The sequence below is a fragment of the Thiomonas sp. 13-64-67 genome, assembly GCF_002282795.1.
Taxonomy (GTDB): domain Bacteria; phylum Pseudomonadota; class Gammaproteobacteria; order Burkholderiales; family Burkholderiaceae_C; genus Thiomonas; species Thiomonas arsenitoxydans.
Genome location: NZ_NCKP01000005.1, coordinates 70,720 through 92,359, shown reverse-complemented (window position 1 = coordinate 92,359; position 21,640 = coordinate 70,720). Strand labels below are relative to the sequence as shown.

Here is a 21,640-nt window from a genome sequence, read left to right as displayed (position 1 = left end):
GATGCGTGAGATCGCGCCAGGCGCGCTTCATTCCCCTTGGGAGAGGGAAAACTTTGCGAACATTGTGAGGGCCAAGAGTATTTCATCTCAGACCCTTTCAGGGCTTGCAGGGGCGGTGGGAACTGCGGCGGCAGGAACGGCAGCCACGGCGCTCACCCGCTCGACCTGAACCGCACCAGACATCGCTCCGAGCGCACCCAAGGGCGCCGCCTCGGCCCAGGCCGCAGCAATGCTGACCACCGTGGGGGCCAGCGCGTCGTCACAGCGCGCGGGTAACACCACGCTTTGCGCATCAACCGTATCAACCTTCACGCGCACCGAATCGCCGTTCTGCAGGCCGAGTTGCTCCCACAAGGCGGTGGACACGCCCACCATGCGGGCGTTGCGCGCATCGCGCGTGCGTTGCAGGCTAGGCGCGCGACGCACGATGGCGTCGCTCGAATAGATCGGCACCGGCGCAAATCGCTCGATCGCAGGGGCCACCGCGGCAGGCAACTCAGATGGCAAGTCCAGGGGCGTGGACTGCGCCAGACGGGCGGCGATCTGGTCGGCGCCGCCTTGATCAACGCCACCCAGGCCCGCGAAGGCCTCAGTGCGAACCTCCGCAGCACTCTGGTAGTCGAATCCCTGCAGCTCGAATAGATTGCCCAGCACGCGCAGCACTTTCCATCCAGGACGAGTCTCACCCAGAGGCTGTACGACGGGATTGAAACTCTGCAGCCGACCTTCGGCATTGACCAGGCTACCCGCCGTTTCGGTAAAGGGTGCGATCGGCAGCATGACGTGCGCGTAGCCCTCAGCCGCGTCAACAAAGGGGCTAAACGAGACAATGAACTCGGCCTGCTCCAGCGCTTTGTGCAGGGCGACCGGGTCAGCGCTGTCTTCCTCCGGCTCAACGCCGAACAGCATCATGGCGCGCGGCGGCTGAGCGATGATTTTGGCGACATCACGGCCAGGAGCCAGGGGCGATACCCCCAGCAGCGCAGCGCCCACCGTGTTGCCCGCCTCGGTCAGATCGCCGCAGATGCCGCCGACCTCACGCGCGATCCACTGCGCGAGGGCGCGCAGCGTCGCAGCCTGCGGATGTTGCACGGCTGAGTCGCCGAGGAACACGGCCTTGTGTTCGCCGCCGAGCAGGCTGGCCGCGATCGCCTGAGCCTGAGCACTCGGCGTCGCCACGGCCTGTAGACCGGCCGGCGCCTCGATGCCTTTGACCTGAGCCACGGCACGCGCCACCCCAGCCAACTCGGCAACCCATAGACTGGGCGCAGCGGCAATGCGAGCGTGCAGGGGCATGAGCCAATCGTCGTTTGCCGCGTGCAGGGTGGAAATTTTGGCCCCGGCCTTGGCCGCTTGCCGCACGCGAGCCGACAGCAGCGGCTGCTCCTTGCGCAAGGTGCTGCCGATGAACAGAGCGGCCTGCAACTGCCCCATGTCGGCAATCGGCATGCCCAGCCAGGGAATGGCCGCTGCGTTGGCGTCACCGGAAAAATCGCTCTGACGCAGGCGGGTGTCCAGGCTGTTGCTGCCCAGCGCGGTCAGCAGTTTTTTCAGCAAATACAGCTCTTCCACTGTGCTGGTGGGCACGGCCAGGGCTGCCAGCGCGGCACCGCCCTCCTGCCCCATGGCACGACGCAAGCCTTGCACGGTAAATTCGAGCGCGGTTTGCCAGTCGACTGACTTCCACCGCCCGTTTTCGCGGATTTGCGGCGCAGTCAGCCGCTCGGGACTGTTGAGTCCTTCGTAGGCGAAACGATCGCGGTCGGAGATCCAACATTCGTTGACGGCTTCGTTCTCTTGCGGCACCACGCGCATCACGCGGTCGCCCTTGACCTGCACGATGAGATTGGCGCCCACGCTGTCGTGCGGGCTGATGGAAGCGCGGCGCGACAGTTCCCAGGTGCGGGCGCTGTAGCGGAACGGCTTACTGGTGAGCGCGCCGACCGGACAGATGTCGATCATATTTCCCGACAGCTCGGAATCGACCGTGCTGCCGACGAAAGTCATGATCTCGGAATGCTCGCCGCGGTTGGCCATGCCGAGTTCCATGATGCCGGCAATTTCTTGGCCGAAGCGCACGCAGCGCGTGCACTGGATGCAGCGGCTCATCTCTTCCATGGCGATGAGCGGGCCCGCGTCCTTGTGGAAGATGACGCGCTTTTCTTCGGTGTAGCGCGAGGCCGAGCCGCCATAGCCCACGGCCAGATCCTGCAATTGGCACTCACCGCCCTGGTCGCAGATCGGGCAATCGAGCGGATGGTTGATGAGCAGAAACTCCATCACCCCTTTCTGCGCCTGAAGCGCACGCTCGGAATGGGTACGCACGACCATGCCCTGCGCGGCCGGGGTGGCGCAGGCCGGCAGCGGCTTGGGCGCCTTTTCCACATCGACCAGACACATGCGGCAGTTGGCGGCGATGGTCAACTTGTGGTGATAGCAAAAATGCGGCACATAGATGCCGAGTTGCGTGGCCGCATCCATGACCATGGCGCCCTCGGGCACCTGGACTTTTTGACCGTCGATTTCGAGTTCAACCATGATGGTGCGTCCTGTGCAGAATCGGGACAAAGAGCGGCTCAAACATAGGCTGGCACGAGGCAGGTCTTGTGGGTGATGTGATGCTCGAACTCAGGCCGGAAGTGCTTGACGAACGACTTCACCGGCATGGCCGCCGCATCGCCCAGCGCGCAAATGGTGCGCCCGGCGATGTTGTCGGACACCGAGTTGAGCAGGTCGAGGTCTTCCATCCGTCCCTGGCCGTTTTCGATGCGGTGCACCACGCGCCACAGCCAGCCCGTGCCTTCGCGACACGGCGTGCACTGCCCGCAGGACTCATGCTGGTAGAAGTAGGACAGACGCATCAGCGACTTCACCATGCAGCGGGTATCGTTGAGCACAATCACCGCGCCCGAACCCAGCATGGAGCCTGCCTTGGCGATGGAGTCGTAATCCATGGTGCAGTCCATCATGATGCTGGCGGGCAGCACCGGAGCCGATGATCCGCCGGGAATCACAGCCTTGAGCTCGCGCCCTTCGCGCATGCCCCCGGCGAGTTCGAGCAATTTGGCAAACGAAGTGCCCATGGGCACTTCGTAGTTGCCCGGTTTGGCGACGTCACCCGACACCGAATAAATCTTGGTGCCGCCGTTATTGGGTTTGCCCACTTCGAGATAAGCCTGGCCGCCGTTGCGGATGATCCACGGCACCGCGGCAAAGGTCTCGGTGTTGTTGATCGTGGTGGGTTTGCCATACAGGCCAAAGCTCGCGGGAAAAGGCGGCTTGAAGCGCGGCTGACCCTTCTTGCCTTCGAGCGATTCGAGCAGCGCGGTTTCCTCGCCGCAAATGTAGGCGCCAAAACCATGCGCGGCATGCAACTGGAAGCTGAAGTTGCTGCCCAGGATGTTGTCGCCCAGATAGCCTGCATCGCGCGCTTGTCGCAGCGCTTCTTCGAACCGGTCGTAATCCTCGAAAATCTCGCCGTGGATGTAGTTGTAGCCCACGGTGATGCCCATGGCGAAGGCGGCGATGGTCATGCCTTCGATCACCGCATGCGGGTTGAAGCGCAGGATGTCACGGTCTTTGAAGGTGCCCGGCTCGCCCTCGTCGGAGTTGCACACCAGATACTTCTGCCCCGGAAACTGACGCGGCATGAAACTCCACTTCAGCCCGGTGGGAAAACCAGCGCCACCTCTGCCACGCAAGGCCGAGGCCTTGACTTCGGCGATGACTTGTTCGGGCGTCCAGCCTTCGGTGAGGATTTTGCGCAGCGCCTGGTAGCCATCGCGCGCCAGGTAGCCCTGCAGATCCCAATTCTCGCCGTTCAGCCCAGCGAGGATCTGCGGCTGCAGATGACGTCCGTGAAAACAGCTTTCCTGCCCAGTGCTTTGTCCGAATGGCCGACTCATTTCGACTCTCCCTTGGCCGCCTCTGCACGCAGTTCTTCCACCAGCGCATCGAGACGCTCGGGGCGCATGAAGCTGCACAGCCGACGATCGTTGACCAGCATGGCCGGGGCATCGCCGCAGGCGCCCAGGCATTCGGACTCTTGCAGGGTGAAAACTCCGTCGGGCGTGGTTTCGCCCAGCGCCACACCCAACTTTTCGCTCAAATACTGAGCCGCCGCTTCGCCGCCGCTCAGGGCGCACGGCAGATTGGTGCAGACGTTGAGCTTGAAGCGTCCGACCGGCCGGGTGTTGAACATGTTGTAGAAGGTCACCACCTCGTGCACGGCGATTGGCGGCATGCCGAGGTAGTCGGCCACCGCCTTCTCGGCCTCGGGCGACACCCAGCCCTGCTCCTGCTGGACGATGGACAGCGCCGCGATGACCGCCGACTGCTTCTGCTCGGGCGGATATTTGGCCACTTCCAGGTCGATGCGCTGGCGGGTGGATTCGGACAACATCATGCGTTGCATTTCACAAGTGACAGGCGAGCGGTCCATCAGCGGTCGATCTCCCCGAAAACAATGTCCAGCGTGCCGATGATGGCCACGACGTCGGCGATCATGTGGCCGCGCGACATTTCATCGAGCGCAGCCAGATGGGCAAAGCCGGGCGCGCGGATCTTGAGACGATAAGGCTTGTTCGCCCCATCCGACACGAGATAGATGCCAAACTCGCCCTTGGGATGCTCGACGGCGGCATAGGCCTGACCTTCAGGAACCCGCATGCCTTCGCTGAACAGCTTGAAATGATGGATCAGCGCTTCCATGCTGGTCTTCATTTCCTCGCGCGCGGGGGCCGCAACTTTATGGTTGTCGGTAATCACCGGGCCGGGGTTGGCCCGCAGCCAGTCCACGCACTGTTTGATGATGCGGTTGGACTGGCGCATTTCTTCCATGCGCACCAGATAACGGTCATAGCAGTCGCCGTTCTTGCCCACAGGAATATCGAAATCCATGCGGTCATAAACGTCGTAGGGCTGAGTCTTGCGCAGGTCCCACACCACTCCGGAGCCGCGCAGCATCGGGCCGGTCATCCCCAGATTCATCGCCCGCTCCGGAGAGACCACGCCGATTCCCACCGTGCGCTGCTTCCAGATGCGGTTGTCAGTCAGCAGGGTTTCGTATTCATCGACATAGGCCGGGAACCGCTGGGTAAAGTCGTCGATGAAATCGAGCAGCGAGCCCTGGCGCCCGGCGTTGCGGGCCTCGACGGCGCGGGCATTGCGAATCTTCGACTCACCGTATTGCGCCATGCGGTCGGGCAGATCGCGATAAACGCCGCCCGGGCGAAAATAGGCCGCATGCATCCGCGCACCCGACACCGCCTCGTACATATCGAACAAATCTTCGCGCTCGCGGAAAGCGTAGAGAAACACGGTCATCGCGCCGCAATCCAGCCCATGCGCGCCCAGCCACATGAGGTGGTTGAGCAAGCGGGTGATTTCGGCAAACATCACCCGGATGTATTGCCCACGCAGCGGAACCTCGACACCCAGCAGCTTTTCAATCGCCAGGCAGTAGGCATGCTCGTTGCACATCATGGACACATAATCCAGACGGTCCATATACGGCAGCGCCTGGATGTAGGTCTTGTGCTCCGCCAGTTTTTCGGTCGCCCGGTGCAACAGGCCAATGTGCGGATCTGCCCGCTGCACCACCTCGCCGTCGAGCTCAAGCACCAGACGCAGCACGCCGTGCGCAGCCGGATGCTGCGGGCCGAAGTTGAGGGTGTAGTTTTTGATGTCAGCCATATCAGTGCCCTAAGCAGTGCCCCAAGCTCAGCGCCCCAGACCTGCGCGACTGACACCGCCCAGACCCCCATAGCCCGTCTCGCGAATGACACGCGGAGTGATCTCGCGGGGTTCAATGGTGACAGGCTGGTAGATCACGCGCTTGCTGTCGGGGTCGTAGCGCATTTCCACCGTGCCGGAAAGCGGGAAGTCTTTACGGAAGGGATGACCGATGAAGCCGTAATCGGTAAGGATGCGGCGCAAATCCGGGTGGCCTTCAAAAATGATGCCGTAGAGATCGAAGGCCTCGCGCTCGAACCAGTTGGCCGAGTTCCAGATGTCGTTGATCGAGGCTACCAGCGGCAGATCATCGTCGGCACAGCGCACACGCACACGCAATCGCCAGTTGTGCTTGAGCGACAACAGGTGCACGACCACCATGAAGCGGCCGGCTTCGTCGCGCACGGCATTGCCATATTGCGCGTAATCGACACCGCAAAGATCGATGAGTTGCTCGAAATGCAGTTCGGCGTCATCGCGCAGAGCCAGACAAACGTCGCGGTAATGTGCCGGGGCAACATCCAGGGTAAGTTCGCCCACGCTGGCCTGCAAGGCCACAATGCGCTCGCCCAATGCGGCGCGCAGCGCGGTGTCGAGTTGTTCGAGCTTGCTGGTCATGGCATCGATTTGCGAAGTGAATGAGGGCGCGTTCTTGCAGGCAGTTCAGCGCGCGATCGTTTCGGTTCTGCGGATCTTGTTCTGCAACTGGATCAGCCCGTAAAGCAGCGCTTCGGCAGTCGGCGGGCAGCCCGGCACATACACATCCACCGGCACGATGCGGTCACACCCACGCACCACCGAGTAAGAGTAGTGGTAATAGCCGCCGCCGTTGGCGCAAGAGCCCATGGAGAGCACCCAGCGCGGCTCGGCCATCTGGTCGTAGACCTTACGCAGCGCGGGGGCCATTTTGTTGCACAGCGTACCGGCCACGATCATCAAGTCGGACTGACGCGGACTGGGTCGAAACACAATGCCAAAGCGGTCCAGGTCATAGCGCGCAGCACCTGCATGCATCATTTCCACCGCGCAGCAGGCCAGACCGAAGGTCATGGGCCAGAGCGAGCCGGTGCGCGTCCAGTTGATCAGCTTGTCTGCGGAAGTCGTGATGAAACCTTCCTGCAGAACGCCTTCAATGCTCATGATGCTTTACTCCTCATCGATTCAGATTAGCGCTACAGGGCAAGCCCAACCACGAGTCTATGTCGCAGGGACTCATTCCCAATCGAGCGCTCCCTTTTTCCACTCGTAAATGAAGCCTATCGTGAGGATGGCGAGAAAAATCATCATCGCCCAGAAACCAATCTGGCCAATGTCTTTCAGGGCGACGGCCCAGGGAAACAGGAAGGCGATTTCAAGGTCGAACAGGATGAAGAGAATAGCGACGAGGTAGTAGCGCACGTCGAACTTCATCCGCGCGTCTTCGAACGCTTCGAAGCCGCACTCATAGGGGGAGTTTTTCTCGGCGTCGGGATGACGCGGAGCGATCAGGTAACCGAGCAGTTGGGGCACCACGCCCACACCAATGCCCACCAGGATGAACAACAACACCGGCAGATACTGCTCAAGGTTCATCGCACTCCATCTCCTGTTGTTATTCGGGCGGATTCACACCCTGCCCTTCAATCTTTTGGTGCCGACGGCGAGACTCGAACTCGCACAGCTTTCGCCACTACCCCCTCAAGATAGCGTGTCTACCAATTCCACCACGTCGGCTCAAAACCGGATACCACCTGAACACCACCGCTTGACCTGCACGGCGAAAGTGGCCCAGCGCAACAAAACTTTTTAAGGACAGTCCACAGCGATCATGAGGATCATCGCCGTTGTGTGGCCTATCTTCAGCGCGGCAGCTTAAAGCGCTTCGTAAAGCGCGCTTACCTTACCCTTGCCGCCCCGTATCTTGTTTGTTACCGGATTTGCAAAACAAAAGAATCTTACATGCTTCCAATACAGCGAAGCAACACGCAACGGTCGGATATTGCTCTAACGCAATGCTCAACTACAGATCAGATTGACAAGTCGCAGAGCCTGTGTTTGCTGCAATGCACCATCAATGATGAGCGATGGTGCATGACAAGCGAATTTACCGGCTCGCGGACGCCGCAGACGCGGCCGTCTTGGGCTGCGTGGTGGCTTGCGAAGCCTTGCTCACCGCGCTCGGCACCCCAGGAATTTCGCTGATCGGACCCGCTGGTTTCGCGGGCGCCGCAACCGAGGCCACGGGCGCGGGCGCAGCGAGTTTTTCCATCAGTCCGCCATCGCCGGAATTGGCGCGGTTGCCGAAATACGCCATCATCAGCGTGGTAACGAAAAACAGTGTGGCGGCAACCGCTGTGCTGCGGCTCAAAAAATTCGCCGAACCCGTTGCCCCGAACAGGCTGCCCGACGCACCAGAGCCGAAAGAGGCGCCCATATCGGCGCCTTTGCCGTGCTGCATCAACACCAGAACGATCATCACCAGCGCAGACAGGATCTGCACCACCAGAGTCAAGGTCAAAAGAATTTGCATTTGTGCACTCATCCGCGCCAGGCGCGATTTACAACTTCACTTCACAAAGCAGGACGAACCTGCGAATCAATCAGTCTTGGCGCGTTGCCGCGGTGATCGCCAGAAAATCAGCCGCCTTGAGCGACGCCCCACCGATCAGGCCGCCATCGATGTCGGCCTGCGAAAACAACACCGCCGCATTGTCGGGCTTCACACTGCCGCCGTACAGAATCCGCACACCCGCAGCGGCTTCGCTCACCGTGCGCAGATGCTCCCGCAGCACAGCGTGCACTTCTTGCGCCTGCTCCGGGGTCGCCGTGCGGCCCGTGCCGATCGCCCAGACGGGCTCGTAAGCCACGACGATGCGCGATGTCTGCTCTCGCAGAAGATGGGTGACCGCCAGCAACTGACGCAGCACCACGGCACGGGTCAGCCCCGACTCCCGCTCAGCCAGTGTTTCTCCCACGCAAACGATAGGCGTCATACCCGCTTCGAGCGCACGCTCGGCCTTGGCCGCGACGAGCACATCGGATTCATGATGATCGGCACGGCGCTCGGAGTGGCCGACGATGACATAGCGGCAGCCAAAATCCTGCAGCATGCTCACGGACACTTCGCCCGTGTGTGCGCCACTTTGATGCACCGAGCAATCCTGCGCCCCGAGCGCAACCTGGCTGGTCTGCAGCAGTTGTTGCACTTGAGAGAGATAGGGAAAGGGCACGCAGATCGCCACTTCACAACGCGCGGTTCCTACGCCGGCAAGAACCTCGGCCAGCAGCGCGGCATTGCTCGCCAGGCTGCCATGCATTTTCCAGTTTCCTGCGACGAATAGCTGACGCATGCTTTGCTCCTGTCTGATGTCGTTTTACAGCGCGCGGCTCAAGACCAGCGCAGCACGAGTTTGCCAATGTGTTGCCCTTGCTCCATGCGCTGGTGCGCCTGCACGATGTCCTCGGCGGGGAATACCGCGTCGATCACAGGTCGCACACGACCTTGCTCGATCCAGGGCCAAACTGTCTTGTGCAAGGCCTGCGCAACGGCGCTCTTGAAGGCCACGCTGCGCGCGCGCAAAGTCGAGCCGGTAAGGGTCTGACGCCTGCGCATCAGCAGACCGGCATCTATTTCGGCCTTCACGCCCCCCTGCACGGCGATGACCACGAGCCGCCCCTCTTCTGCAAGGCAACGCTGCTCACGGGCGAGATAGCTGCCCGCCACCATGTCCAGAATGACGTCGGCGCCACGCTCTGCTGTGTGCGCCTGTATGGCCTCGACAAAATCCTGCGTGCGATAGTTGATGGCCAGTTCGGCGCCGAGTTGGAGGCAGGCGGCACATTTTTCGTCAGAGCCGGCCGTGGCGACAACGCGTGCGCCACTGGCCACAGCCAATTGAATGGCCATCGTGCCAATCCCGCTGCTACCCCCCTGCACCAGCAGCATCTCACCGGCTTGCAAGCGCCCACGCTCGAACACGTTGTGCCAGACGGTGAACGCGGTTTCCGGCAGGGCAGCGCCCTCCTCCGCACTCAGCCCGTCCGGCAAGGGCAGGCACTGGCCAGTGGGCGCCACGCAATATTCGGCGTAGCCCCCCCCGGCGACGAGCGCGCAGACGAGATCGCCCTGGTGCAAATCGGTTCCCGCCAGATCGCCCGAGACGATTTCACCGCAGACTTCTAGCCCCGGAAGGTCGGGCGCACCCGCAGGCGGCGGATACAGACCGCGCCGCTGCAAGGCATCGGGTCGGTTGACGCCGAACGCTCGCACGCGCAGCAACACCTCGCCCGCGCCTGCTTGCGGCATGGGCCGCTCGCAAAGACGCAGGACATCAGGTCCGCCGGGCTGGGAGATTTCGATGGCGCGCATGAAACCCGTGGCGATCAGACGCCCGGCTCAAGGTCGGCATCGGCGGCAGCGGGCGCCACGACCGGCTGCGCAGGCGCTGAGGAGGAATCCTCACCCAGCAGTGCCTTGATCGACAGACGGAAGCGGCCCTTGTCATCGGTTTCGATGACCTTGACGCGAACCTTCTGGCCCTCTTGCAGGAAGTCGCTCACCTTGTTGATGCGCTCGTTGGCGATCTGCGAGATGTGCAGCAGACCGTCCTTGCCCGGCAGCACATTCACCAGCGCGCCGAAATCGAGAATCTTGACCACGGCGCCGTCATACACCTGACCGACTTCCACTTCGGCGGTGAGGTCGATGATGCGCTGCTTGGCGATCGTGGCTTTGTCGGCGTCGGTCGAGGCGATGGTGATGGTGCCGTCCTCGCCGATGTTGATCTGCGTGCCGGTTTCTTCGGTGAGCGCGCGAATGGTGGCGCCACCCTTGCCAATCACGTCGCGGATGCGCTCGGGGTTGATCTTCAGGGTGTAGAGACGCGGCGCGAACTGCGAAACCTCTTCACGCGCACCGCCGACTGCCTGCTGCATGACGCCCAGGATGTGCATGCGGGCCTCACGCGCTTGTGCCAGCGCCACCTGCATGATCTCGCGGGTGATGCCCTGAATCTTGATGTCCATCTGCAGCGCGGTCACGCCCGAAGCCGAACCCGCCACCTTGAAGTCCATGTCGCCGAGGTGATCTTCATCGCCCAGAATGTCGGTCAGCACCGCAAAGCGATTGCCTTCCTTGATCAGACCCATGGCGATACCGGCCACATGCGCCTTCAGCGGCACACCGGCGTCGAGCAGTGCCAGGCAGCCGCCGCAGACCGAGGCCATGGACGAAGAGCCGTTGGACTCGGTCACTTCCGACACCACGCGCATGGTGTAAGCGAAGTCTTCTTTTTTCGGCAGCACCGCCAGCAGCGCGCGCTTTGCCAGGCGACCATGGCCGATTTCGCGGCGCTTGGGCGTGCCCACACGGCCCGTCTCGCCCGTGGCGAACGGCGGCATGTTGTAGTGCAGCAGGAAGCGGTCGCGGTATTCGCCGCCCAGCGCATCGATGATCTGCGCATCCTGGTCGGTGCCCAGCGTGGCCACGGCCAAAGCCTGGGTTTCACCGCGGGTGAACAGCGCGCTGCCATGCGTGCGCGGCAACACCGAAGTACGGATGCTCAAAGGACGCACGGTGCGGGTGTCGCGACCATCGATGCGGGGCTCGCCCGCGAGAATCTGGTCACGCACGATGCGCGCTTCCATGTCGAACAGGATGCCGTCGACCTTGGCCGCATCAGCGGCGATGCCCGCCTCGGCCAAACCGGCATGCACCTTGGCCGTCGCTTCGCGCAAGGCCTGCGTACGCGCCTGCTTCTGGGTGATTTTGTAGGCGGCGCGGATATCGTCACCAGCCAGCGCCTGAATGCGGTCGATCAGCGCCTGATCTTTCTCGGGCGCGGCCCAGTCCCAGGCAGGTTTGCCGCCATCGCGCACCAGCTCGTGGATGGCGTTGATCGCCGTCTGAAACTGCGCATGGCCGAACATCACGGCTTCGAGCATGACCTCTTCAGACAACTGATCGGCCTCGCTCTCGACCATCAGCACCGCCGATTCCGTACCCGCCACCACCAGTTCGAGGCGACTGTCGGCCAGTTCGGCGCGGCTGGGGTTGAGCACATAGTTGCCGTTGACGTAACCCACGCGGGCTGCGCCCACCGGGCCATTGAACGGCAAGCCCGACACCGCCAGCGCGGCGCTTGAAGCCAGCAGGGCCGGAATATCGGCTTCGACCTCCGGGTTGATGGACAGCACATGCACCACCACCTGAACCTCGTTGAAAAATCCCTCAGGAAACAAGGGGCGGATCGGGCGATCGATCAAACGCGAGGTCAGCGTTTCGTTTTCGCTGGGGCGGCCCTCCCGCTTGAAAAAACCACCGGGAATGCGGCCCGCCGCATAGGTCTTCTCGATGTAATCGACGGTCAGGGGGAAAAAATCCTGCCCCGCCTTGGCCGTACGCGCGCCCACCACCGTGGCGAGCACCACGGTATCGTCCATATTGAGCAGCACCGCACCGCTGGCCTGGCGCGCAATCTCGCCCGTTTCCATCGTGACTTGATGGCGTCCCCACTGGAAGGTTTTGACGACTTTGTTGAACATGGCTAACTCCTTGATCAAGGCGCAACTGCGATCTTCGTCCTGAGGGACTGAGATCGCCACGAGCAGCGCCCGTTAAAAACCTGGCGGAGTGATGCCATTCCAGCGACGCCCGGCTATCCGGCGCGTCGGTGGAATGACACGGGTCACACCGCCCCCTTGAAACCCACGCCGCACCCCATCAGAGGCGCGACGCTTCAAACCTTGCAAACCACAACGCCCATACAAAAAAACGCCTGTGCCGACAAACTCACACAGGCGTTCTTGCAAAGCAGGCACTTACTTACGCAGACTGAGCTTGGCGATCAGGGCGCGATAACGATCGGCGTCCTTGTCTTTCAGGTAGTCGAGCAACTTGCGACGGCGGCTCACCATCTTGAGCAGGCCACGACGACCATGATGGTCTTTGGCGTGCGTTTTGAAGTGATCGGTCAAATGATTGATGCGCGCGGTCAGCAAAGCGACCTGCACTTCCGGAGATCCGGTATCACCCGTACCGCGGGCATTGTCGGCGACGATTTGCGCCTTGTTGATTTCTGCAACAGACATGTCAGTTTCCTAGTAGAGAACACGCGAACGCAGAAGAAACCATTCCGCGCCGTGAAGATGAAAAGCCACTGATTCTAACCTGAACTGAAATCGCCACGACTTGAATCGACGCACTGCCTGACCCACAACCTCGCAGCACTCATGAGAACACGCAGGGCCGCCCCCAAGTTTTCTTGTCCGCCTCGCGGCTTGCAAACCGCTCGGATTCGGCTCCAAGCTGCCACAGGGCAGCTTGGAGCCGCGGGCCTCATCCCCTTCGGGGGACCTGACGCGAACGCGGCAGATCTGGGGCGAGATTGGGGAACTTGAAAACTGTCACACTGGCGGCATATCCTGGTTATCGGGGCTTCGATCCCCTATTTCTTAAGGAGAATCCTCATGGCTTATTCCATTACTACCCCATCCAGCCGTTCTTCTCTCTATAGCAGCGGTTTGGAGCCTGTTTTTGGTCGGCTGTTCGATCAGGCATTCCGCGACTTTTTCGCCGCGAGTGACAGTCCTGATCAGGCCTTGAAAAAACTCAGTATGGATGTGACCGAGACCGACAAGGGCTATACCGTCCACGCCGATCTTCCGGGTATCGAAAAAGACGCGGTCAAAATCCAGATCGATGGCCCGCGCGTCACCATCTCGGCCGAGTCGAAGAAGGAAGACGAGAAGACTGAGGGCGGCAAAGTGATCTACCGCGAACGCAGCGCAAGCCAGTTTTATCGCTCTTTTGAACTGCCCGCCGAGCTAGACGCCGCCGCTGCAGAAGCGAAGCTGGAAAACGGCGTGCTCACCCTCACCCTGCCACGCAAAGCACAAGCCGTAATTCAGCAAATTGCGGTGAAGTAAGTCGCCCGTTGGGAACGGCAGCGCACCGCCGCTCCCAACGGTCAAGCGCTTGCAGCGCCAGCACGCAGGCTGTGGATTTGTTCACAGCCTGCGTATTTTCGTGGCGCTTCGGCGGGGTCAAACGGCGCGAACGGGTTTACAGTGCGTTAACAAACCCAACAACGCACCGATCACCGCGCTATGCGCCTTCAACTTCTCTCCGATCTGCATCTGGAAACCGAGACCTTCGCGCCGCAACCCGCGCCCGATGCCGATCTGTTGGTTCTTGCGGGCGATATCGATGCCCATCACACCCAGATCGACCTGTTCCGCGACTGGCCGGTACCGGTCATTTACGTGCCTGGCAACCACGAGCATGACCACAAGGATTTTGATCAAGCCCTGGACGCGTTGCGCGAGCGCTGCGACCGTCTGGGCTTCACCATGCTGCACCGCGAGCAGACTCGAATCGAACACCAGGGACGCACCATCCGGGTGCTGGGTACCACGCTGTGGAATGATTTCGAGCTGTTCGGCGCCGAGGGCATCGAGCGCTGCATGCGCGCAGCTCGCTACTTTGCCGAACAGGTGCAATGCGCCACACGCCACGGCAAACCCATGGGCGTGGCCGAGCTACGCGAAGAAGGGCAGGTTTGCCGTGACTGGTTGCGCGATCAACTCACCAATCCCGCCCATCTCTCAGATGCGAACGATGCCACTCTGGTCATCACCCATTTCGCGCCCAGCCTGCGCAGCAACGACGCGCGCTATCCCGTCAACGCCTCGACGGCGAGTTTCTGCAATGCCTATGACGATCTGATTCCACACAGCACACTGTGGCTGCACGGCCATCTGCACTGTCGGCACGACTACCGGGTAGGCACTTCGCGAGTGGTGTGCAACGCCCGCGGTCTGGCGAGCAAGGGCGAGGACAGCGACTTTCAGCCGCAAGGCGTGTGGGAAATCTAGCCCGAAACGTCTTTTAGGCCGCCCCGATCTGCGTCAAATCCCAGCGCGGCAGCACATCGAACGGCCCGGCCGCACGGGCCGCTTCCGGGTGCGCCTGCAAGCGCAGGGCGCCGGCCAGGGCAATCATCGCGCCGTTGTCGGTACACCATTCCAACTCGGGAAAAAACAAGGCCACACCGCGCGCCGACAGCGTCGCAGCCAGTTTCTCCCGCAATTGCCGGTTCGCGCCCACGCCGCCCGCGACGACCACCGACGTTCTTTTTGTCGCTTGCTGCGCGCGCGCGGTTTTGTGCACCAGCACATCGGTGATCGCTTCTTGCGCGGCTGCGGCCAGATCGGCCCGAGCCTGTTCGCACAGATTCGAGCCCAGGCCGCGCACCCGCGTAAGCACGGCGGTTTTCAAACCAGCAAACGAAAAGTCGAGATCCGGGCTGTGCATTTTCGGCCTCGGAAGATCGAACGCGGCCGGATTGCCGAAGGCTGCGAGCCGGGCCAGTTCCGGCCCGCCGGGATAACCCAGCCCGAGCAATTTCGCCGATTTGTCGAAAGCCTCGCCGGCCGCATCATCGACCGTCTCGCCCAGCAGGGTGTACTGACCGAAGGCCTGCACGTCGAGCAGCATGGTGTGCCCGCCGGACACCAACAGCGCGAGGAAGGGGAAGCTGGGCGGCTGCTTCGAAAGCAGGGGAGACAATAGATGTCCCTCGAGGTGATGAACCCCGATCAGCGGCTTGCCCAGCGCCATGCCCAAAGCCGAGGCCACGCCCGCGCCGACCAGCAGCGCCCCCGCCAGCCCCGGCCCGCGGGTGTAGGCGATGGCGTCCACCTGATCCAGCCGCACCCCAGCCTGCTTGAGAGCCAGGTCGGTCAAAGGCAGAAGGCGACGAATATGGTCGCGCGAGGCCAGCTCTGGCACCACCCCGCCATAGGCCTGATGCATATCGACCTGCGAATGCAGCGCGTGACCGCGCAGACCCGCATCGGTGTCGTACAGTGCGGCGGCGGTTTCATCGCACGACGTTTCAATTCCAAGAACCAGCATGCCCGGCAGTCTAGCCTTCCCAACCACCTTCCGCTCCCCCGCGCCTCATCAGCCCCGTTTCGACGCCGTCATCATCGGTGCGGGTGCAGCCGGGCTGCTCTGCGCCGCACTGGCCGGACAACGTGGGCGGCGGGTGCTGTTGCTCGACCATTGGCCCAAGGTCGCCGAGAAAATCCGCATCTCCGGCGGCGGGCGTTGCAACTTCACCAATCTGCACACGCGTCCTGAAAACTTCCTGTCAGGCAACCCGCATTTCTGCAAATCGGCGCTCTCCCGATACGGGCCACAAGACATCATCGCGCTGCTGCGCAAGCACCGCATCGGCTTTCACGAAAAGCACAAGGGACAGCTGTTTTGCGATGACTCGGCGGAGCAACTCATCACCGCACTGCTTGAAGAATGCGCAGCAGGCCAGGTGACGCACTGGCAACCGTGCGCGGTGGAAGCGGTCGAAGCCGCCGCCCCCGGCTTTCGCGTGCGCACCGCAAAAGGCTGGGTGAGCACTGACGCCCTGGTTGTCGCCACCGGAGGGTTGTCGATTCCGCAGATTGGCGCCAGTCCGTTCGGCTATCAACTCGCCGAGCAATTCGGCCTGCCGATCGTCCCGCCCCGCCCTGCCCTGGTGCCGCTGGCATTCGATCCGGCATTGTGGGCCCCGTTTGCCGACCTCAGCGGCGTCTCGCTCGAGGTGGACATTCAGACGGACCATGAGCATCGCACCGTCAATTTCCGCGAAGACCTGTTGTTTACCCACCGCGGGCTCAGCGGCCCGGCGATCCTGCAGTCTTCGAGTTACTGGCAAGCGGGCAAACCCCTGCGGATCAACCTGATGGGCGAAGTCTCCGAAGCGGCGTGGATTCAATCCAAGCAGGGCAATCGCCGCACCCTCGCAGGCGAACTCAGCCAACACCTGCCGCAGCGCCTGGCCCACGCCCTGTGCGCACAGACCGGCGACGCCGACCGTCGCATGGCCGATTTCAGCGACAAAGCGCTGCGAACCCTCTGGCAACACTGGCACGCCTGGCCCGTGCAGCCCAGCGGCACGCTGGGCTGGCGCAAAGCCGAGGTCACCGCCGGAGGCATCGATACCCGCGCACTCTCGTCATCGACTCTCATGGCGAGGGATGTCCCGGGGCTGCATTTCATCGGCGAACTCGTCGACGTCACCGGTTGGCTTGGCGGCTACAACTTCCAGTGGGCCTGGAGTTCCGCCGCCGCCTGCGCGCAGGCGCTCTGATGCCGTCTTGTGGCCGGGTATTTGTTGCCTTCAAAATTAGGGCATATAATCTTTAGGTTTTTACTCCTCGACACGGCAGGCCACACTCGGCTTGGCTGCTGCGAGTTTGGCCCACGCAGCCCAGTACCCAAGCAGTTGAACCGCGTCGTTGAAACGTCTAGTACGACAACGACAGCGGCAGCACGACAAACTCACCTGGCCTGCCTACATTGGATTGAAGCTCATCAATGACCACCATTCGCGTTAAAGAAAACGAGCCGTTCGACGTCGCACTGCGTCGCTTCAAGCGCACCATCGAAAAACTCGGCCTGCTCACCGAACTGCGCGCTCGCGAGTTCTATGAAAAGCCGACCGCAGAGCGCAAGCGCAAGAAGGCCGCGGCGGTCAAGCGCCACTACAAGCGTATCCGCAGCCAAACGCTGCCCGAGCGCAAATACTGATTCCACCCGCCTGATTTTCCGCTGATTTTTTTCGTTTCCGCGCGCTGACTTTTGTTTTGTCTGGCGCCCGCAACGGAATGCGCAAGGCAGCAACGCGCATCTGCAGCTCGCCTCATAGCCCGCCCATCGATGCGGGCTTTTTGCATTGGACTCACCATGACAATCAAAGACCGTATTCAGGATGACATGAAGGCCGCCATGCGCGCCAAAGATGCGCCGCTGCTTGGCGCCATTCGCCTGCTGATGGCTGCGATGAAACAGAAAGAAGTCGACGAACGCATCGAGTTGGACGACGCGGCCATCGTGGCGATCATCGACAAAATGATCAAGCAACGCCGCGACGCGATTGCGCAATTCACCCCGGCCGGGCGCCAGGATCTGGTGGACAAAGAGGCCGCCGAAATCGTCGTTCTCGAACGCTACCTGCCCGCACGCCTGGACGCCGCCGCCATTGACGCCGAGATCCGCGCGCTGATGGCGCAAACCGGCGCCAGCGGTCCGCAGGATTTGGGCAAGCTCATGGGCCCGCTCAAGACGCAGCTTGCCGGTCGGGCCGACATGGCCCTGGCTGCAGCCCGCGCCAAAGCCCTGCTCAGCGGCGCCTGATTTCGGATATGGCGCCGTGAACCCAAGCTCCGACGTCACTGCGCGTCCTTTGTTGGTGTTCTCCCACGCCAACGGCTTTCCCGCTCCGGTGTATCGCAAGCTGTTTCAGGCGCTCGAACCGGCATTTCGGGTCCGCGCCGTGCCCATTTACGGTCACGACGCCCGGTATCCCGTGCGCGATGGCTGGAAGCCGCTGGCGCAGCAACTGATCGATTACCTGCAGCGCGATTGCCACGGCGAGCCTGCGGTACTGGTCGGGCACTCGCTGGGGGGCTATTTGAGTCTGATGGCCGCACATGCCCGCCCCGAACTGGCGCAGCAGGTCATTCTGCTCGACTCGCCCGTGGTGTCTGGCTGGCGCGCGCGGCTGCTCTGGCTGTCCAAACGCACCGGGCTGGGCGAGCGATTCTCGCCCGCTGCGGCGGCCAAACGACGGCGCACGCGCTGGCCCGACGTTGACGCCGTGCGCACACATTTCTCCTCGAAAACCGCCTTTGCACAATGGGACCCGGAAATGCTGGGCGACTACTGCGCGTTCGGCACCCGGGCCGATCCGCAGGGCCGGGCGTTGGCCTTCGAGCGCGACATCGAATACCGTATCTACAAAACTCTGCCGCACCAGCTCGGCGCCCTGGCGCGCAAGCCCTTTCCCGTGCCGGTGAGTTTCATCGGTGGACGATCATCGCGCGAAATCCGCATGGCCGGAATGCAGACCACGATGCGCTTGGCGCAAGACCGCCTGCAGTGGATCGATGGCTCGCACCTGTTCCCGTTCGAGGCGCCGCAGCAGACCGCACGCCTGATCGAGCGGGCTTTCGACCTCGCCAGCAACGCCTGTCATCCAGGTCTCAAAACCTGCTCCCTATAATGCACTTTTACCGGCATTCGTCGCGGCTATGACCAAATATGTGTTCGTCACCGGCGGAGTGGTGTCCAGCTTAGGCAAGGGCATCTCATCCGCATCTCTTGCCGCGATTCTCGAATCGCGCGGCCTCAAAGTCACCCTCATCAAACTCGATCCCTACATCAACGTCGATCCAGGGACGATGAGCCCCTTCCAGCACGGCGAAGTCTTCGTCACTGAAGACGGCGCCGAGACCGATCTCGATCTGGGACATTACGAGCGCTTCATCACCACCCGCATGCGGCGGGTGAACAATTTCACCACCGGCCAGATTTACGACAGCGTGCTGCGCAAGGAACGTCGCGGCGAATACCTCGGCAAGACGGTGCAGGTGATTCCGCACATCACCAACGAGATTCAGGATTTCGTTCGTCGCGGCGCTGGCGAGGGCACCGCTGACGCGGTGGATGTCGCCTTGGTGGAAATCGGCGGTACGGTGGGCGACATCGAATCCCTGCCTTTTCTCGAAGCCGCACGGCAGATGAGTCTGCGCATGAAGCGGGGCGACTGTGCCTTTGTTCACCTCACCCTCGTGCCCTACATTCCGGCCGCTGGCGAACTCAAGACCAAGCCCACCCAGCACAGCGTGCAAAAACTGCGCGAGATCGGCATCTCGCCCGACGCCTTGCTGTGCCGCGCCGACCGCCCGATTCCCGACGATGAGCGTGCCAAGATTTCCATGTTCTCGAACGTGCGCGAAGACGCGGTGATTTCGGTGTGGGACGTGGACACGATCTACAAGATTCCGCAAATGTTGCACCAGCAGCATCTCGACGACATCATTTGTGAAAAGTTGGGCATCACGGCGCCTCCTGCCAACCTCAAGGTCTGGGACGATCTGGTGCAGGCGCTCGAACATCCACAGCACACCGTGCGCATCGCCATGGTGGGCAAGTACGTCGATCTGTCGGACTCGTACAAGTCGCTCAACGAAGCCTTGCGCCACGCCGGCATCAAGACCAGTTCGCGCGTCGAGATCAGCTATCTCGACTCGGAAACCCTAGAGCCGACCAACATCGCCCAGCTCGACGGCTATGACGCCGTGCTCGTGCCCGGCGGATTCGGCAAGCGCGGCGTCGAGGGCAAGATTCTTGCCGCGCAATATGCTCGCGAGCACCGCATTCCCTACCTGGGCATCTGTCTGGGCATGCAGGTGGCCACCATCGAATTCGCCCGCCACGTCGCTGGGCTGCCGCAAGCCAACAGCACCGAGTTCGAGCCCGACACCCCGCAGCCCGTGATCGCGCTGATCGACGAGTGGCTCGACCGCGACGGCAGCGTGCAGAAGCGTCACGCCGGGTCTGATCTCGGCGGCACCATGCGGCTGGGCGCCCAAAGCTCCGATGTAAAGCCGGGCACCCTCGCTCACAGCATCTACGGCAATGTGGTGACCGAACGTCATCGCCATCGCTACGAGGCCAACGAACACTATCTGGCCACCCTGCAAAAAGCCGGGCTGGTCATCTCAGCCATCACGCAGCGCGAGCACCTCACCGAAATCATCGAGTTGCCGCAAACCGTTCATCCGTGGTTCGTCGGCGTGCAGTTCCACCCGGAATTCAAATCGACGCCCTGGGGCGGCCACCCGCTGTTCACGGCCTTCATTCAGGCCGCCCTGCAACGCCACGCCGCAAACGCCTGATCCGCACGCCTCGCCATGCCCACTCCACAAACCCTTTGCGGATTTCCCGTCGGCCTCGATCAGCCATTCTTTCTCATCAGCGGCCCCTGCGTAGTCGAGTCCGAGCAGTTGCAAATGGATGTAGCCGGGCAGTTGCGCGACATCTGCCGTTCCCTCGACATCCCGCTGATTTTCAAATCGAGCTACGACAAGGCCAATCGTTCGAGCGGAGCGTCGTTTCGCGGCCCCGGCATGGAGCAGGGTCTGGAAATTCTGTCCAAGGTGCGGCGCGACATCGGCGTGCCCGTTCTCACCGACGTGCATACCGCCGAAGAGGCCCCGCGTGTGGCTGAGATCGTCGATGTGCTGCAGACGCCGGCCTTCCTCTGCCGCCAGACCGATTTCATTCATGCGGTCAGCAGCCTGGGCAAGCCGGTGAACATCAAAAAAGGCCAGTTTCTCGCGCCGGGCGACATGAAAAACGTCATCGCCAAGGCGCGCGCCGCCGCCGCACAGGCGGGGCATCCTGACACCTTGTTCATGGCCTGTGAACGTGGCGTGAGCTTTGGCTACAACAATCTGGTCTCTGACATGCGCTCGCTGGCCATCATGCGCGAAACGCAAAGCCCCGTCGTCTTCGACGCCACCCATTCGGTGCAACTGCCCGGCGGCCAAGGCACGAGTTCCGGCGGACAGCGCGAGTTCGTTCCGGTGCTCGCCCGCGCGGCCATTGCCGCAGGTGTGGCGGGCGTTTTCATGGAGACCCACCCCGATCCGGCCCATGCGCTGAGCGACGGCCCCAACGCGGTGCCGCTGCACCACATGCGTGCCCTGCTCGAAAGCCTCAAAGACGTCGACGCCGCAGTCAAGCGCCGCGGCTTCCTCGAAACCCACTTCAACTAATCCCCATGAGCGCCTACATCATCGCCGACGTCGATGTGACCGACCCCCAGCAGTACGAGCAATACAAGGTGTTGTCGTCCCAGGCCATCGCGGCGCATGGCGCAGAGGTCTGCATCCGTGGCGGCGCGGTCGAGGTGCTCGAAGGCGACTGGTCGCCCACTCGCATCGTGCTGCTGAAGTTTCCAGACCTTGCAGCGGCGCGCAATTTCTACGACAGCGCCGAGTATCTGCTGGCGCGGCAGGCGCGTGCCGGTGCCGCCACTATGCGCATGATCGCCGTGCAAAGCGTCTGAAACCCATC

The 21,640-nt window shown here is 62.2% G+C and carries 22 protein-coding genes and 1 tRNA gene; 9 read left to right on the top strand and 14 right to left on the bottom strand.

The features are described 5' to 3' along the window. Positions 1 to 87: 87 nt before the first annotated feature. The 13 genes from nuoG to rpsO form a co-directional block, all read right to left on the bottom strand. Positions 88 to 2,538: an NADH-quinone oxidoreductase subunit NuoG gene (nuoG, locus tag B7X30_RS02455; protein WP_286728831.1), complete on the bottom strand. Its 2,451-nt coding sequence runs from the start codon at positions 2,536 to 2,538 to the stop codon at positions 88 to 90. 38 nt (positions 2,539 to 2,576) lie between these two features. Further along, a complete protein-coding gene (nuoF, locus tag B7X30_RS02450) occupies positions 2,577 to 3,905 on the bottom strand; it encodes an NADH-quinone oxidoreductase subunit NuoF (protein WP_286728830.1) in 1,329 nt (442 codons plus the stop codon). Further along, positions 3,902 to 4,402 carry an NADH-quinone oxidoreductase subunit NuoE gene (gene nuoE / locus B7X30_RS02445; RefSeq protein WP_041608708.1) on the bottom strand — a complete coding sequence of 167 codons (501 nt, stop codon included), beginning with the start codon at positions 4,400 to 4,402 and terminating at the stop codon, positions 3,902 to 3,904. Before nuoE ends, nuoF begins: the two co-directional genes overlap by 4 nt. A gap of 38 nt (positions 4,403 to 4,440) precedes the next feature. Beyond that, complete coding sequence (locus tag B7X30_RS02440; RefSeq protein ID WP_013123811.1) at positions 4,441 to 5,694, bottom strand: NADH-quinone oxidoreductase subunit D; 1,254 nt, start codon at positions 5,692 to 5,694, stop codon at positions 4,441 to 4,443. 27 nt (positions 5,695 to 5,721) lie between these two features. Further along, a complete protein-coding gene (locus B7X30_RS02435) occupies positions 5,722 to 6,351 on the bottom strand; it encodes an NADH-quinone oxidoreductase subunit C (protein WP_013106539.1) in 630 nt (209 codons plus the stop codon). A 45-nt stretch (positions 6,352 to 6,396) separates the two neighbouring features. Beyond that, positions 6,397 to 6,873, bottom strand: a complete 477-nt coding sequence (locus B7X30_RS02430; RefSeq protein WP_013106540.1) for a NuoB/complex I 20 kDa subunit family protein — start codon at positions 6,871 to 6,873, stop codon at positions 6,397 to 6,399. 72 nt (positions 6,874 to 6,945) lie between these two features. Then, on the bottom strand, positions 6,946 to 7,305 hold the full coding sequence (locus B7X30_RS02425) for an NADH-quinone oxidoreductase subunit A (protein ID WP_013106541.1): 360 nt from the start codon (positions 7,303 to 7,305) through the stop codon (positions 6,946 to 6,948). A 56-nt stretch (positions 7,306 to 7,361) separates the two neighbouring features. Beyond that, positions 7,362 to 7,446, bottom strand: a tRNA-Leu gene (locus tag B7X30_RS02420). Positions 7,447 to 7,816: 370 nt separating this feature from the next. Then, a complete protein-coding gene (secG, locus tag B7X30_RS02415; RefSeq protein ID WP_013106542.1) occupies positions 7,817 to 8,242 on the bottom strand; it encodes a preprotein translocase subunit SecG in 426 nt (141 codons plus the stop codon). A 70-nt stretch (positions 8,243 to 8,312) separates the two neighbouring features. Continuing rightward, complete coding sequence (gene tpiA / locus B7X30_RS02410) at positions 8,313 to 9,062, bottom strand: triose-phosphate isomerase (RefSeq protein ID WP_286728829.1); 750 nt, start codon at positions 9,060 to 9,062, stop codon at positions 8,313 to 8,315. A 38-nt stretch (positions 9,063 to 9,100) separates the two neighbouring features. Beyond that, positions 9,101 to 10,081, bottom strand: a complete 981-nt coding sequence (locus B7X30_RS02405) for an NAD(P)H-quinone oxidoreductase (protein WP_286728828.1) — start codon at positions 10,079 to 10,081, stop codon at positions 9,101 to 9,103. A gap of 14 nt (positions 10,082 to 10,095) precedes the next feature. After that, a complete protein-coding gene (gene pnp, locus B7X30_RS02400; RefSeq protein ID WP_276706715.1) occupies positions 10,096 to 12,255 on the bottom strand; it encodes a polyribonucleotide nucleotidyltransferase in 2,160 nt (719 codons plus the stop codon). Positions 12,256 to 12,531: 276 nt separating this feature from the next. Further along, positions 12,532 to 12,801, bottom strand: a complete 270-nt coding sequence (gene rpsO / locus B7X30_RS02395) for a 30S ribosomal protein S15 (RefSeq protein WP_013106546.1) — start codon at positions 12,799 to 12,801, stop codon at positions 12,532 to 12,534. 378 nt (positions 12,802 to 13,179) lie between these two features. Here rpsO and B7X30_RS02390 point away from each other — a divergent pair, with 378 nt between their 5' ends. Continuing rightward, positions 13,180 to 13,638 (top strand): Hsp20/alpha crystallin family protein, encoded by a 459-nt coding sequence (locus B7X30_RS02390; protein WP_013106548.1) that lies wholly within the window; start codon positions 13,180 to 13,182, stop codon positions 13,636 to 13,638. A gap of 180 nt (positions 13,639 to 13,818) precedes the next feature. Continuing rightward, positions 13,819 to 14,586 (top strand): metallophosphoesterase, encoded by a 768-nt coding sequence (locus tag B7X30_RS02385; protein WP_286728827.1) that lies wholly within the window; start codon positions 13,819 to 13,821, stop codon positions 14,584 to 14,586. 13 nt (positions 14,587 to 14,599) lie between these two features. On the opposite strand, the gene tsaD is transcribed toward B7X30_RS02385, so the two are convergent. Continuing rightward, entirely contained in the window at positions 14,600 to 15,628 is a 1,029-nt protein-coding gene (gene tsaD, locus B7X30_RS02380) for a tRNA (adenosine(37)-N6)-threonylcarbamoyltransferase complex transferase subunit TsaD (RefSeq protein ID WP_286728826.1), read from the bottom strand. Between tsaD and B7X30_RS02375 the strand changes: the two genes are divergently transcribed. The 7 genes from B7X30_RS02375 (at position 15,627) to B7X30_RS02345 (ending at position 21,632) form a co-directional block, all read left to right on the top strand. Then, positions 15,627 to 16,865: a BaiN/RdsA family NAD(P)/FAD-dependent oxidoreductase gene (locus B7X30_RS02375; protein WP_286728825.1), complete on the top strand. Its 1,239-nt coding sequence runs from the start codon at positions 15,627 to 15,629 to the stop codon at positions 16,863 to 16,865. The genes tsaD and B7X30_RS02375 overlap by 2 nt on opposite strands. 227 nt (positions 16,866 to 17,092) lie before the next feature. Then, the gene (gene rpsU, locus B7X30_RS02370) at positions 17,093 to 17,305 is read left to right on the top strand and encodes a 30S ribosomal protein S21 (RefSeq protein ID WP_013106552.1); all 213 of its coding nucleotides are present in this window, start codon (positions 17,093 to 17,095) and stop codon (positions 17,303 to 17,305) included. 156 nt (positions 17,306 to 17,461) lie between these two features. Then, positions 17,462 to 17,911 carry a GatB/YqeY domain-containing protein gene (locus B7X30_RS02365; protein WP_013106553.1) on the top strand — a complete coding sequence of 150 codons (450 nt, stop codon included), beginning with the start codon at positions 17,462 to 17,464 and terminating at the stop codon, positions 17,909 to 17,911. A gap of 16 nt (positions 17,912 to 17,927) precedes the next feature. Further along, the gene (locus B7X30_RS02360; protein WP_013123820.1) at positions 17,928 to 18,779 is read left to right on the top strand and encodes an alpha/beta fold hydrolase; all 852 of its coding nucleotides are present in this window, start codon (positions 17,928 to 17,930) and stop codon (positions 18,777 to 18,779) included. Positions 18,780 to 18,807: 28 nt separating this feature from the next. Then, positions 18,808 to 20,457, top strand: a complete 1,650-nt coding sequence (gene pyrG, locus B7X30_RS02355) for a CTP synthase (protein WP_286728824.1) — start codon at positions 18,808 to 18,810, stop codon at positions 20,455 to 20,457. Between the two features lie 15 nt (positions 20,458 to 20,472). Next, on the top strand, positions 20,473 to 21,339 hold the full coding sequence (gene kdsA, locus B7X30_RS02350; protein ID WP_286728823.1) for a 3-deoxy-8-phosphooctulonate synthase: 867 nt from the start codon (positions 20,473 to 20,475) through the stop codon (positions 21,337 to 21,339). Positions 21,340 to 21,344: 5 nt separating this feature from the next. Further along, positions 21,345 to 21,632, top strand: coding sequence for a DUF1330 domain-containing protein (locus B7X30_RS02345; RefSeq protein ID WP_286728822.1), 288 nt, complete (start codon positions 21,345 to 21,347; stop codon positions 21,630 to 21,632). Positions 21,633 to 21,640: the final 8 nt, after the last annotated feature.